Origin of the sequence: Sinorhizobium sp. 22678 (assembly GCF_052044265.1) — a bacterium.
GTDB classification, from domain to species: domain Bacteria; phylum Pseudomonadota; class Alphaproteobacteria; order Rhizobiales; family Rhizobiaceae; genus Sinorhizobium; species Sinorhizobium meliloti_A.
Genome location: NZ_JBQEMS010000009.1, coordinates 224,176 through 237,985, shown reverse-complemented (window position 1 = coordinate 237,985; position 13,810 = coordinate 224,176). Strand labels below are relative to the sequence as shown.

10 protein-coding genes are annotated in these 13,810 nt (G+C 65.2%); 3 read left to right on the top strand and 7 right to left on the bottom strand.

The window, feature by feature from the left end; genetic code table 11:
* The first annotated feature begins 1 nt into the window (after position 1).
* From addB to trxA, 3 genes are all read left to right on the top strand, one after another.
* Complete coding sequence (gene addB, locus ACTJKL_RS15990) at positions 2 to 3,181, top strand: double-strand break repair protein AddB (RefSeq protein WP_440853277.1); 3,180 nt, start codon at positions 2 to 4, stop codon at positions 3,179 to 3,181.
* Entirely contained in the window at positions 3,171 to 6,740 is a 3,570-nt protein-coding gene (gene addA / locus ACTJKL_RS15985) for a double-strand break repair helicase AddA (protein ID WP_440853276.1), read from the top strand. The genes addB and addA overlap by 11 nt, the downstream gene beginning before the upstream one ends.
* 81 nt (positions 6,741 to 6,821) lie before the next feature.
* On the top strand, positions 6,822 to 7,145 hold the full coding sequence (gene trxA / locus ACTJKL_RS15980; RefSeq protein WP_018098665.1) for a thioredoxin: 324 nt from the start codon (positions 6,822 to 6,824) through the stop codon (positions 7,143 to 7,145).
* 78 nt (positions 7,146 to 7,223) lie between these two features.
* Here the strand turns inward: trxA and ACTJKL_RS15975 are convergent, their stop codons facing one another.
* From ACTJKL_RS15975 to ACTJKL_RS15945, 7 genes are all read right to left on the bottom strand, one after another.
* On the bottom strand, positions 7,224 to 8,567 hold the full coding sequence (locus ACTJKL_RS15975; RefSeq protein WP_379938313.1) for a bifunctional folylpolyglutamate synthase/dihydrofolate synthase: 1,344 nt from the start codon (positions 8,565 to 8,567) through the stop codon (positions 7,224 to 7,226).
* A 15-nt stretch (positions 8,568 to 8,582) separates the two neighbouring features.
* Positions 8,583 to 9,497: an acetyl-CoA carboxylase, carboxyltransferase subunit beta gene (accD, locus tag ACTJKL_RS15970; protein ID WP_018098667.1), complete on the bottom strand. Its 915-nt coding sequence runs from the start codon at positions 9,495 to 9,497 to the stop codon at positions 8,583 to 8,585.
* Between the two features lie 53 nt (positions 9,498 to 9,550).
* Positions 9,551 to 10,390 (bottom strand): tryptophan synthase subunit alpha, encoded by an 840-nt coding sequence (gene trpA, locus ACTJKL_RS15965; protein WP_018098668.1) that lies wholly within the window; start codon positions 10,388 to 10,390, stop codon positions 9,551 to 9,553.
* Positions 10,391 to 10,395: 5 nt separating this feature from the next.
* Complete coding sequence (gene trpB, locus ACTJKL_RS15960; RefSeq protein ID WP_411922066.1) at positions 10,396 to 11,616, bottom strand: tryptophan synthase subunit beta; 1,221 nt, start codon at positions 11,614 to 11,616, stop codon at positions 10,396 to 10,398.
* A 24-nt stretch (positions 11,617 to 11,640) separates the two neighbouring features.
* Complete coding sequence (locus tag ACTJKL_RS15955) at positions 11,641 to 12,288, bottom strand: phosphoribosylanthranilate isomerase (protein WP_275597085.1); 648 nt, start codon at positions 12,286 to 12,288, stop codon at positions 11,641 to 11,643.
* Positions 12,289 to 12,524: 236 nt separating this feature from the next.
* A complete protein-coding gene (locus ACTJKL_RS15950) occupies positions 12,525 to 13,280 on the bottom strand; it encodes a M48 family metallopeptidase (RefSeq protein WP_275597086.1) in 756 nt (251 codons plus the stop codon).
* 88 nt (positions 13,281 to 13,368) lie between these two features.
* A complete protein-coding gene (locus tag ACTJKL_RS15945; RefSeq protein WP_026169010.1) occupies positions 13,369 to 13,794 on the bottom strand; it encodes a DUF2852 domain-containing protein in 426 nt (141 codons plus the stop codon).
* Positions 13,795 to 13,810: the final 16 nt, after the last annotated feature.

Genomic DNA, 13,810 nt, shown 5'->3' with positions numbered 1-13,810 from the left:
GGTGCCCGCACATCCGAACGTCTTCACGATTCCCGCCGGCCTGCCTTTTCTGAGGACGGTCGCGGAAAGGCTCTGCAGTGGCGAGCTGACCCCGGGCTTCCGCTACGATCCGGCGCAGCCGCTGGCACTGGCCGGTGTTACGATCTTCGTGCCGACCCGGCGCTCCGCCCGCGTGCTGCGCTCGGAGTTCGTCGATCTGCTCGGCGGCCGATCGGCCATCCTGCCGATGATCCGGGCGCTCGGCGAGACCGACGACGACAGCGGCTTCTTCGATGCCGAGGTGCCGGCGATCCTCGACCTCGCGCCCCCGCTTTCCGGAACGGCAAGGCTCATCGAACTCGGCCGCCTCATTCTCGCCTGGCGAAACCGCCTGCCCCAGGTGGTCCTCGACATCCACGCGGAAAGCCCGCTGATCGCGCCGGCAAGCCCTGCCGACGCCATCTGGCTCGCGCGCAACCTCGCCGAACTCATCGACGCGATCGAGACCGAGGAACTCGACTGGGAGGCCCTCGACGGGCTCGACGGCGGCGAACATGCGCTCTGGTGGCAACTGACGCTGGCCTTCCTCAAGATCGCCCGCACCTATTGGCCGGAGCGGTTGGCGGAACTCAAGCACTCTTCGCCCGCACGCCACCGCAATGCGGTGCTGAAGGCCGAGACCCAGCGTATCGCCGCCGGAAAAGTGAGCGGACCGATCATCATCGCCGGTTCGACCGGTTCGATCCCGGCGACGGCCGCCCTTATCGCCGCGGTCAAGGCGCTGCCGAACGGTACGATCGTGCTCCCGGGCCTCGACGGATCGATGAGCGATGCGGAGTGGCGGCTGATCGCCGGAGAGACCCCCGGCTCCGGCGCTTCTTCAAGGGGCCCGGCAAGCCGCACCCACCCGCAATATGGATTTCACCGTCTGCTCAAGCGCATGGGCATCGAACGCGGCGACGTGCCCGCCCTCGCGAGCGCTGCCGATGATCTCGATTATCGCAGCGCGGTCCTGTCGCGGGCGCTGTTGCCCGCCGACGCGACGAATATCTGGATGGAGGCCCGCCAGAGCTTCGATGCGGATAGACTCCTGTCCGCCTTTGCGGATGTGGCGCTGATCGAAGCGGCGAACGAACGCGAAGAGGCAACCGCCATCGCGATCGCGCTTCGGCTCGCGCTCGAAGCCGACGAGGAGAGCCAGGCGGCGCTCATCACCCCCGATCGAGGGCTTGCGCGTCGCGTCGGCACCGAGCTTGCCCGCTTCGGCATAGAGGCGGACGATTCCGCAGGCATTCCGCTCTCGGCGACGCCGGCGGGCGCACTTGCCCGGCTGCTCTTGGAAGCGACGCTGAGGCCGGACGATCCGGTTGCCCTGGTCGCACTTCTCAAGCATCCGCTGGCGCGCTTCGGCCAGACGGCAGAGGATGCGCGCCGAGCCGCGGACGTGCTGGAGCTCGCGGCCCTGCGCGGCGGCACCGATGCGGCCGACATATCGGCCTTGGAGGGGGTCATCGACAAGGCGCTCGACAGGCAGAAGACCGACCGGCACCCTCCGCCCTGGAGGGCGGGCATCGGCCCCGACGACATCGCCATCGCGCGCGCACTCGCACGCCGGATAGCCTCGGCGGTCGCCCCCCTGGCCAGCACTCTCTCTGCCGATCCGCAAACCGGCCGTCACCGCTCGGCCGTGCTGCCCCTTTCGGATTGGGCGGAGCGTACAGGGCGCGCTCTGGAGGCGGCCGCCATCGACGAGCAAGGCAACCTTGGCGCGCTCTGGGCTTCGGAAGCCGGCGAAATATTGGCGACGCTCCTCAGGGGCATCATCGAAACCGATGGCCAGATGGAGGCCGACGGACCGCAATGGTGCGACATTCTCGAGGCGCTTGCCGCAAGCGAAGCCGTCAAGCCGCGATCGATGCGCCATCCCCGCGTCTTCATTTTCGGAGCGCTTGAATCGCGCCTGCAAAGCGTGGACCTGGTGGTGCTCGGCGGCATGAACGAGGGCACTTGGCCGGGGCAGACCTCGAACGATCCGTTCCTTTCGCGAACGATGAAGGCGGGTATCGGACTGGAGCCGCCGGAGCGGCGAATCGGCCAGCTCGCGCATGATTTCCAGATGGCCTGCGGCACCCGCCGGCTGATCCTTTCGCGCTCCATGCGTCAGGGATCGGCGCCGACAGTGGCTTCCCGATGGCTGCAGCGCCTTCAGGCGCTCGGCGGCAAGAGGCTGACGGAACTGCTCAAGGCCAATGGCGCCGACTATCTCCACTGGATGCGCATTCTCGACCAAGGCGAGCGTCAGCCGTTGTCGGACCGGCCGGAGCCGAAGCCTCCCGCGGAGCTGCAGCCGCGAAAATATTCCTTCAGCGAGGTGACGCGCCTGCGCCGCGATCCCTATGCCGTCTACGCGAGACGCATTCTCCGGCTGGAACCGATCCAACCGTTCAACCGGGATCCGGGGGCGGCGGAACGCGGCCTGCTCTATCACCGGATCGTCGATCGTTTCGTCAAGGGCGGCTTCGATCCGGCGACGCGCGAGGGCGAGGAAGCGATGATCCGGCTCACCGACGAGGCTTTCGACGAGGAGAAACTGCCTGCGCATATCGACACCATCTGGCGGCCACGCTTCCAGGCGGTCGGAAGGGCGTTCCTCGAGTGGGAACGGGAGCGCCGGCACGGCATTGTGAACTCGTTCACCGAGGTTCCGGCGGCGATGGATCTCGGCATCGGCGATATCCGGCTGACCGGCATCGCCGACCGGCTGGATCGCCTGACGGACGGAACGATCGACATCATCGACTACAAGACCGGATCGAGCCCCTCGCCCAAAGAGGCACGAGCACTTCTCGACCCGCAGCTGGCCCTCGAGGCGGCAGCGCTCAGGGCCGGGGCATTCCGTATGATCGGGCCGGCTCGGCCGCACTCGCTGCGCTATGTCCGGCTGAAGCCGGGCAGTCGGTTTGCCGTCGACACGGTCAATAACGAGGGCGCCCGTTCGAAGGAGACGAAATCCACCGAACAACTGGCGGACGAGTCGCTCGTCGAGCTCCGGAAGCTGCTTTCCGCGCTTATGAGCGGCAGGTTCGGCTTCGCCTCGCGCCTGATCGTTCAGAAACAACGCGACTACGGCGGCGAATACGATCATCTGGCGCGCGTCGCCGAATGGGCGACCGCGGATGGCGAGGACGACGATGAGGAGTGATGCGACAGGCCCGGAGAAGAGAACCCCCGAGGGGTGGCTCGACTGGACGACGCAGCGGCAGGCGCTCGCCTCCGATCCCGCGCGTTCCGCCTGGGTTTCCGCCAATGCCGGCTCCGGCAAGACGCATGTGCTCACGCAGCGCGTCATCCGGCTTCTGCTTGCGGGCTGCCGGCCGTCCGCCATCCTCTGCCTGACCTACACGAAGGCGGCCGCTTCCGAGATGTCGAACCGCGTGTTCGAGAAACTCGCCGAATGGGCGACCCTCGACGACAGCACCCTCGAAAAGCGCATAGAGGCGATCGAAGGCAAGCGGCCGCCAACGGCCAAGATCCAGGAGGCCCGCCGGCTGTTCGCGCGCGCCCTGGAAACCCCGGGCGGACTGAAAATCCAGACGATTCATGCCTTCTGCGAGGCGCTTCTGCACCAGTTCCCGCTCGAGGCCAATGTCGCGGGGCATTTCTCCGTTCTCGACGACCGCGCAGCGGCGGTGCTGCTCGCCGACGCCCGCAGGGCTCTCTTGACCGCCACGGCAGCGGCAAGCGACCGGGAACTGGCGGAGGCCTTCGCCACGGTCCTCGATCTTGCCGACGATACCGGGCTTGAAAAGCTGCTTGCGGCGATCGTCGCCAACCGGGCGCCGATCCAGGCCTTTCTCGATCACGTCTCCGGACGCGGCGGGATGGACGCGCATCTGCGGACGGCGCTCGGCCTCGAGCCCGGCGAGACCGCCGAGACGGTCATGGCCGCGGTCTGGCCGCTGGCGGGACTCAACGGCCCGGCACTCGATGACTATATCGACCTTGGATTGCGCCTCGGCGGCGCCAAGCCCTCTGCCATCGCAGAAGGCTTGCGGGCCGTCCGCGCAATCGAAGATGTCACCGCCCGCTATGCCAAACTCGTGGAACTCTTCTTCAACGGCGGCGGCAAGCCGAAGGCGGAATCGGCCTTTCTGAACGCCGCCATGCGCCGTGTAGCGCCGCAGCTCGAACTCAGGGTGGAAGAGGCGCGCAGCCACATGCTCGCCTGCGTGGACCGCCTGAGCATCGTCCAGATGTACGGGGCGACCCGCGCCGCCCTCATTCTCGCCGAGAGGCTCAACCGCGACTACGAGGCGCTCAAGAAGGCACGCAGCCAGCTCGATTTCGAGGATCTCATCAACCGCACGGCGGCACTGCTTGCCCGAAGCGACGTCGGCGCCTGGGTGCACTACAAGCTGGATCAGGGGATCGACCATATCCTCGTCGACGAGGCGCAGGATACGAGTCCTGCGCAATGGGCGATCATCCAGTCGCTCGCGGCGGATTTCTTTGCCGGCGAAACGGCGCGCGCGGATGACCGAACGATTTTCGCCGTCGGCGACGAGAAGCAGTCGATCTACTCCTTCCAGGGAGCCCGGCCGGAGCGCTTCTCGCGTGAGAGCACGTTGACGGAGCGGCGGGTGCGCGCGGGCAACAGACACTTCAGCCCCATCCGCCTGCAGCTTTCTTTCCGCTCGACGGTGGACGTGCTCTCCGCCGTCGATACGGTCTTTGCAAATTCCGGGAATGCGAGAGGTCTGAGCGCTCGGAGCGAGGCGATCGTGCATGCGTCGAATCGGATCGGCCAGCCGGGCGCCGTCGACCTCTGGGATGTGATCGCGCCCGAGCCGGCGGCTTCGGAAGAGGATTGGACCGCTCCTTTCGACGCGACGCCCGAGCGCGCGCCGGTCAACATCCTCGCCCGGCGCATTGCAGCGGTCCTCGAGGATTGGATCGGCCAGGAGACGGTGATCGAAAAAGGCGTGCGCCGAGCCATGCGGCCCGGCGACGTCATCGTGCTGGTGCGCAAACGCGACGCCTTCGTCAATGCCCTGACGCGCGCCCTCAAGCGGCGGGGCAATATCCCCGTCGCCGGCGCGGACCGGCTGGTTCTGACCAGCCATATCGCCGTGCAGGACCTGATCGCGCTCGGCCGGTTCGTGCTTCTGCCCGAGGACGATCTGTCGCTCGCGGCGCTGCTGAAGAGCCCGCTCCTCGATTTTGCCGAGGAGGATGTCTTCGAACTCGCCGCGCGGCGGACCGAGGGCGAAAGCCTCTGGCGACGGCTGCGGCAGGCGGGCGCGGAGGAGACGAGCCGTTATCACGGAGCGGTCCGCACGCTTTCGCGTTATGCCGGCCTGGCGCGGGAACTGCTGCCGCACGATTTCTATGCCCGCGTCCTCGGCGCCGATGGCGGACGGCGTGCCTTCCTGGCGCGGCTCGGCAGCGAAGTCAGCGATATTCTCGACGAATTCCTCACCTTCGCTCTCGATCATGAAAGGAGCGGTCTGCCGGGCCTGCAGGCTTTCATCTCGACGCTGGAGATCGAAGCGCTCACGGTCAAGCGCGAACAGGACAAGGAACGCGACGAGGTTCGCGTTATGACCGTACATGCCGCCAAGGGCCTCGAGGCGCCGGTCGTCTTCCTGGTCGACGGCGGCGGCGAGGCCTTCGTCCGCCAGCAGGTCTCGGACCTTCGCTTCGTGGAGAAAACGCAGGCCGATCATTCCGGGCTTACGGTCCCAGTCTGGCGCGCGCCGGGTTCTGCGCCGAACTCGCTCATCGCCGCCGACAACGAGCGGCTGAAGAAGCTCGCCGAGGAGGAATACCGCCGGCTCCTCTATGTCGGCATGACGCGCGCAGCCGACCGCCTGATCGTCTGCGGCTATCGCGGACAGCGGCAGAACACCGACACCTGGCATTCGATGGTGCAGGGAACGCTGGCACAGGACCTGAAGGGCCGCGGAACGCCGAGGCTTTTCCGCGCCGGAAGCGAGGAGTGGCAGGGCATTGCCTGGCGCGAAGCGCATGTGCCGCGCGACCTCCCGACGTCCGAAGGCGGATCCGAAGAATCGCAACGGCCGACAGCCGGCTTGCCGACGGCGCTTTTCACGCCTCCGGCCGCGCCGCGGCGGCTGCCCCGGCCTCTTGCCCCGTCCGGCACGACCATCGCAATCGACGACCCCGACGGCGAAGCGATCGTCGGCTCGGCGCTTTTCGCCGGGAAGAGCGCGCCGAATTTCTCGATGCTCCGCGGCGCGATCCTGCACCGGTTGCTGCAGGTTCTTCCGTCGGTCGACGGCCGCGAGCGCCTGGCCGCGGCGGAGCGCTATCTCGCCCGTTCCGTGCCGCGCTGGCCCGAAGCCGAACGGCGCGCACTTGCCGGGAACGTCATGGACGTGCTCGACCATGCGGATCTGCAACCGCTTTTCGGCGAGCACAGCCGGGCGGAAGTCTCCGTCATGGGGACGCTGAAGCTCGGGACACGCGAATTCGCCGTATCGGGCCGTATCGACCGTCTGGCCGTCACCGGCGACATGGTGACGATCGCCGATTACAAGACCAACCGCGAAATCCCGGAATCGCCGGAAGAGATCGCGCCGGTCTACAGAAACCAGCTCGCGATCTATCGGGAAATCCTGAAACCTCTTTACCCCGGCAAGCGTTTCCGATGCGTGCTGATCTTCACCGAAGGCCCGGCGATCCGGGTGCTTCCAGAGCCGATGCTAGACAGGAGTCTTGAAGAGCTCGCGACAAAGTGAGATACACGATATTGAAAATCCGGTGGCGATGCCTCACATGAGACACAACATCTGGACACTGCCATTCCGAAGGAGCACCCGATGGCTACTGTGAAAGTCGATACTTCCAATTTTCAGAAAGAAGTTCTGAACTCGGCCGAACCGGTCGTCGTCGACTTCTGGGCGGAATGGTGCGGCCCGTGCAAGATGATTGCGCCGAGCCTCGAAGAAATCGCAACCGAGCTTGCCGGCAAGGTCAAGGTCGTCAAGCTCAACATCGACGAAAACCCCGAACTCGCGGCGCAATACGGCGTCCGTTCGATTCCGACGCTCGCCATGTTCAAGGGCGGCGAAGTCGCCGACATCAAGGTCGGCGCCGCACCGAAGACGGCGCTCAGCTCCTGGATTTCGAACGCGGTGGCTTGATCCGCCAGGACTTCAATCCGACAATGCGAAGCCCGGCCTAGCCGGGCTTTTTTTCGCCTGAAATCGCCGTGATCTAGTCTAGCGCGGCGGCGTGCCGTTTTCCGCGAGCACGTCGCCGACCAGGTAGAGGGAGCCGCCGATCAGCACGCGCGGCGGCACGGGGTCCTCGTCGGTGAGTTCCGCGATCTGCCCGAGCGCTTCGGCGACCGAGGAGGTTGCATTGGCCTCGAGCCCGGCTGCGGCCGCATCGGCGGCCAGCGCCAGCGGGTCCAGTCCCGCGTCGGACCCGTGCACCGGCACGGTGAAGACCTGTTCCGTCAGATCGAGGAAAGCCTTGAAATAGCCGATCGGTTCCTTGGTATTGATCATGCCGATGATCAGGAAGAGCGGTCGCGGGTCGCGCTCCTCGAAGGTGGCCATCGCCTCGGCAATGACGTGGCCGGCGCCCGGATTGTGTCCGCCGTCGATCCATATCTCGGCGCCCGGCGGGCAGAAATGCGAGAGCCTGCCGCCGGGGAGGCGCTGCAGGCGCCCGGGCCACTCGACGCCGGCCAATCCTTTCTCGATGGCCGCCTCGGGAACATCGAAACCGGCTGCCCGGACGGCACGGATCGCCGCCGCGGCATTGGCATATTGATGCCGGCCCGGCAGGCGCGGCAGCGGCAGGTCCGCAAGGCCGTTCTCATCCTGGAAGATCAGCCTGCCGAACTCCTCATGCGCCATGAAATCCTGTCCGTAGACGGATATTGGGCAGCCGAGACGTTCGGCGGTCGCGATCAGCACATTGCGCGCGCCCTCTTCCTCCTGGTGGCCGATCACCACCGGGCAGCCCCGCTTCATGATCCCCGCCTTTTCCGCAGCGATCAGTTCGACCCGGTCGCCGAGATAAGCCTGATGATCGAGCGAGATCGGCATGATCACGGAGACGGCCGGCCGGGCAATGACATTGGTCGCGTCATACCGTCCGCCGAGGCCGACTTCTATGATCGCGACATCGGCCGGATGCTCCGCGAAGAGCAGGAAAGTGACCGCGGTCAGGATTTCGAAGACGGTGATCTTCTCTCCGCCATTCGCTTCGGCAACGCGCCGTACGGCATCGGCAAGCACGGGGTCGCTGACCAGGGCCCCCTTGCCGCCCTTTACACCCAGGCGATAGCGCTCGTGCCAGTTCACCAGATGCGGCGACGTGTGGACATGGACGCTGAGGCCCGCGGCCTCCAGGATCGCCCGGCAGAAGGCCGTGACCGAGCCCTTGCCGTTGGTGCCGGCCACGTGGATGACCGGCGGCAGGCGCTCGTGAGGATTGCCGAGGGCGGCAAGCAGCCGCGTGATCCTGTCGAGCGAAAGGTCGAACCCTTTGGGATGCAGGGCGAGAAGCTTCTCGATCTCCTGCGCCGCCTCGCTGACCTCTGTCGCCGTCATTATGGTAGCCCTAATCTAGGCGCTCGCGGCCACCGGCAGCGGGGCCAACTCCGTCGCGGTATCGCGCTTGACCGCCTTGGCCGGCTTCTTCATCAGAATGTTGAGAACGCGCGCGAGCGTCTCCGGGATGTCGTGGCGCTTGACGACCATGTCGACCATGCCATGCTCCAGCAGATATTCCGAAGTCTGGAAGCCATCCGGAAGCTTTTCCCGCAGCGTCTGCTCGATCACCCGCTTGCCGGCAAAGCCGATTTCCGCGCCGGGTTCGGCCATGTGGATATCGCCCAGCATCGCATAGGATGCGGTGACGCCGCCGGTCGTCGGGTTCGTCAGGACGACGATATAGGGAAGCCCCGCTTCCTTGAGCATGTTCAGGGCTACGGTCGTGCGCGGCAGCTGCATCAGCGACAGGATGCCTTCCTGCATGCGAGCGCCGCCCGAGGCCGGGAACATCACCAGCGGGCACTTCTCCGCGATCGCGCGCTCGAAGGCCTTCACGATCGCTTCGCCCGCGGCAATCCCCAGCGACCCGCCGATGAAGTTGAACTCATGCGCGACAGCGACGAGCTTGATGCCCTGGACCTGGCCGAGGCCGGCAACGATCGTGTCATCGAGTTCGGTCTTGGCGCGGCTGTCGCGCAGGCGATCGGAGTATTTCTTCGAGTCGCGGAACTTGAGCGGGTCCTGCGCCACCTTGGGCTGCGGGAAGGCTTCGTAGATTCCGCCGTCGAAGAGATCCTTCAAACGGGCCTTCGCCGGCATCTTCATGTGGAAGCCGGATTGCGGGATGACCCATTTGTTCTCTTCCAGATCGCGATGGAACACCATCTCGCCCGTTTCAGGGCACTTGATCCAGAGGTTCTCCGGAACTTCCCTGCGGCCAAGCATCGAGTTGATCTTCGGCCGAACGTAGTTTGTGATCCAGTTCAATTAAGCAGTCTCCTGAAGATTTTCCTTCGGCTTGTGCGCGTCAATATGGGCAATTATTCGGCTGCAGCAAGCCGTGCCGCCCGTACGCCGGCCGCAAGCCCCCTGACGAGCGCTTCGACACCCGGGACCGTCGCTTCCGTTGCCTGGCCTTCTTCGGTCAAGCTCGACGCGATCTGATTGACGATCGCCGTGCCGACGACGACGCCGTCTGCGGATGCGCCGATGGCGCGCGCATGGTCGGCGGTCTTCACCCCGAAGCCGACGCAGACAGGCAAGGGCGTATGCGCCTTGATGCGCGCGACCGCTCCGGCGATCAGCGACGGATCGGGCAGCGCCGAGCCGGTGATCCCGGTCATCGACACGTAATACACGAAACCCGACGTGTTTTCGAGAACCTTGGGCAGGCGGCGATCGTCCGTCGTGGGCGTTGCCAGGCGGATGAAGCTGATGCCCTTCTCAAGTGCAGGAATGCACAGTTCGTCGTCCATTTCCGGCGGCAGGTCCACGACGATCAGGCCGTCGACGCCGGCCTCGAGCGCGTCCTCCAGGAACCGCTCGACGCCATAGATATAGATCGGGTTGTAATAGCCCATCAGCACGATGGGGGTGCGCTGGTCCTCCGCCCGGAAGAGCCGGGCGAGCTCCAGCGTCTTGGCGAGCGACTGCCCGGCCTTCAGCGCGCGCTGGCCGGCGAGCTGGATCGCCGGTCCATCGGCCATCGGGTCGGAAAAAGGCACGCCGAGTTCGATGATGTCGGCACCCGCCTGCCGCAGCGCCTTCATGATCGCCAGCGACGTTTCGAAATCCGGGTCGCCGCCCATGAAATAGGTCACGAGAACCGGGCGCCCCTCGGCCGCCACGTCGGCGAACCGTTGCTCCATGCGTGCGGTCATGATCTTTACTGCCCCATACCGAGAATTTTGCCGACGGTGAAAATGTCCTTGTCGCCGCGACCGGAGAGATTCATCAGGATGATCTCGTCCTTGCCCATCTTCGGCGCGCGCTTGATGACTTCGGCAAGCGCATGGGACGGTTCGAGCGCCGGGATGATGCCTTCGAGCCGCGTCAGCGTCTGAAAGGCCTCGAGCGCCTCATGATCCATGATCGGCACATATTCGACGCGGCCGATGTCGTTCAGCCAGGCATGTTCCGGTCCGATGCCGGGATAATCGAGGCCTGCCGAGATCGAATGGCCTTCCTTGATCTGGCCGTCACCGTCCTGAAGAAGATAGGTGCGGTTGCCGTGGAGCACGCCGGGCGAACCGGCGGTGAGCGAAGCGCAGTGCTCGTCGCCGTCGAGCCCCTTGCCACCCGCTTCCACGCCGACGATCCTGACGCCCTCGTCGTCGAGGAACGAATGGAAGATGCCGATCGCATTGGAACCGCCGCCCACGGCAGCGACCACGAGATCGGGAAGCCGGCCTTCGGCTTCGAGGATCTGCTGCTTGGCTTCCTCACCGATGACTGCCTGGAAGTCGCGCACCATCTCCGGATAGGGATGCGGGCCGGCGGCCGTGCCGATCAGGTAATAGGTGCTGTCGACATTGGTCACCCAGTCGCGCAACGCCTCGTTCATGGCGTCCTTGAGGGTGCCGTTGCCGGCCGTCACCGGCTTCACCTCGGCGCCGAGAAGCTTCATGCGGAAGACGTTCGGCGCCTGCCGCTCCACGTCGGTCGCACCCATATAGACCACGCAGGGCAGGCCGAAGCGCGCCGCGACCGTCGCCGATGCCACGCCGTGCTGGCCGGCGCCGGTTTCCGCGATGATGCGGGTCTTGCCCATGCGCTTGGCGAGCAGGATCTGACCGATGCAATTGTTGATCTTGTGGGAGCCCGTGTGATTGAGCTCCTCGCGCTTGAAATAGATCTTGGCGCCGCCGAGTTCGGCCGTCAGGCGCTCGGCGAAATAGAGCGGGCTCGGCCGGCCGATATAGTGGGTGCCGAGATTTTCGAGCTCTGTCTTGAAAGCCGGATCGTTCTTCGCCCTCGCCCACTCATCCTGGAGATCAAGGATCAGCGGCATCAGCGTCTCGGCGACGAAGCGCCCGCCGAATATGCCGAAACGGCCCTCTTCATCGGGTCCGGACCTGAAGGAGTTCGGTTTAGGCGGTTGATTCACGTCTTGCTCCCTGATCGCGGCCGCTCAAGCTTCCGCCCGGCGGACCGCTTCGAAAAACGCTTCCATGAGCGTCAGATCCTTTATCCCCGGCGCGCTTTCGACTCCGGATGATGTATCGATGGCGCGGGCGCCGGTCAGCGCAAGTGCGTCTCCGATGTTGCTCGCGTTCAATCCACCGGAAAGCATGTAATCGACGCTTCCGTCAAGCGCGTCGAGAAGCCGCCAGTCGAAAGAAATTCCGTTGCCGCCCGGCAGATCGGAACCAGCCGGAGGCTTCGCATCCAGGAGAAAACGGTCGACGATGCCCATATAGGGATCGATCCGCTCCAGGTCGGAGGCCTCGCGGACGGCAAGCGCCTTCATCACCGGAAGACCGTAAAGCGCCTTGATGGCAAGGACCCGCTCCGGGGTCTCCGAGCCGTGAAGCTGGAGGACGTCGGGGGCGAGCGCCGAGACGATCTCGTCGAGACCGTCATTGTCCGCATCGACCGTGACCGCGACGATCTTCGCGCGCCCGCGGGCGCGCGCGGCAAGGCGGCCGGCATCGTCCGGTTCGATGTTGCGGGGGCTCTTGGGAAAGAAGATGAAGCCCACGTGGGAAGCGCCGAGCGCGACGGCACGTTCTACGGCTTCGGCCGTCTTCAAACCACAGATCTTCACTTCCGTTTTCATGGAAAGCGACCTTGCATGAAATGCCGCCCGAGTCGAGCAAAACCGTTGCGCGCCAGCGGCCAATCTTAGGAAGAGGGGGTGGCAGGCATATGGTGTTTTTCGAGCGAACCAAGCCGGCACCCTCCTCCGCCCTTCCGGTACCTTTTCGCCGCAAGCGGAGCGAAGGGACAAGCCGCATGCCTCCCAAGTTCCCTCTCCCCGCCTGCGGGATGAGGTGCCCTTTGGCCACACTCGATCTACCCGAAATCGATCGCGTGCAGCATCGTACCGTTGCGCTTGAGCCAGTGCCTGGCGTCCTTCGTTTCCGGGCACAGGCTCTCGCATAGCGCCCAGAAACGCGGTCCATGGTTCATTTCCTGCAGATGGGCGACCTCGTGTGCCGCGAGATAGGCGATCACCTTCGGCGGCGCCATGGCAATCCGCCAGGAAAAGCTCAAATCGCCCTCGGCGGAGCAGGATCCCCAGCGGCTGCGGGTGTCCTTCAGGCTGAGGGAGCGTGCCCTGCTTCCCGTCCTGCCGGCATAGACGGCGACCAGGCGCTCGAGTTCGCTGCGGGCTTCCTTCTTGAGATAGTCGGCGATGCGCCGGCGCAGATGCTCCTCGGCACCGCCCACTCTGAGAACCGCCTCCTCGTCGATCACGAGCGCTTCGGTCAAGCCGCGCAGGCGGCCCGTTCTCTCGATGCGGTGCGCGACGCCGCGAACAAGGATGGTGCCGCCGTCCTCGAGCTCGCTTTCACCGGAAAAGCGGGCAAGCTTGGTCATCAGCCAGCCTTGGTGCCGGGTGAGAAAGGCGCTGACCTCGCGCTCCGGCAGGCCTTCCGGTACGGTGAGCTTCAACGCTCGCCCTCCGGGCTCGATGCGAAGCGTCATCCGCGTCGCGCGCGCATTTTGCCGAATGGTCAGGGGAAGGACCTTGCCGGCAACCTCGATGTCACGGACGACATCAAGGGGCGGTCCACTGCCACGGTGCCGCTTGAGAGATGAAAACATGAGGCCGTTCTAGACGATTCGCAGGGGACTTGGCAGATGGACGAGCGACATCCGGCGTTTCACATGAAACACCGGATGCCTTGCGGGATCAGCTCGATTCGAAGCCGGCTTCCGGACCGGTGCGGCCGTTCTTGCGTTCGCGCATGAAGCGGTCGAATTCCTCCTGGTCCTTGGCACGACGGAGTTCGCGTACATAGCCGTCGAATTCCTCGCGCATCTCGTCAAGCTTGCGGCGCTCCTCGTCGAGACGGGCAAGTTCCGCTGTCCGCCAGTCGTCGAAGGCGACATTGCCGGTACGATGATGTGCCCAATGTCCCCGGTGGTTCCGTTTGAAGCCGGCACACATGCGATCCACTCCTTCATTGGCGTCCTTCTTGAACGCCCTCAGCTTGTCGCCGAAGAGGATGTAGGCGAGCATTGCCAGGCCGAGCGGCCAGAACACAATGAAACCCAGCACCATCAATGCAATGGTCGCGGGCGTCCAGTCCGGACGGATCAGTGCAGATTGGTTCATCTTCAGGATTCCTCGC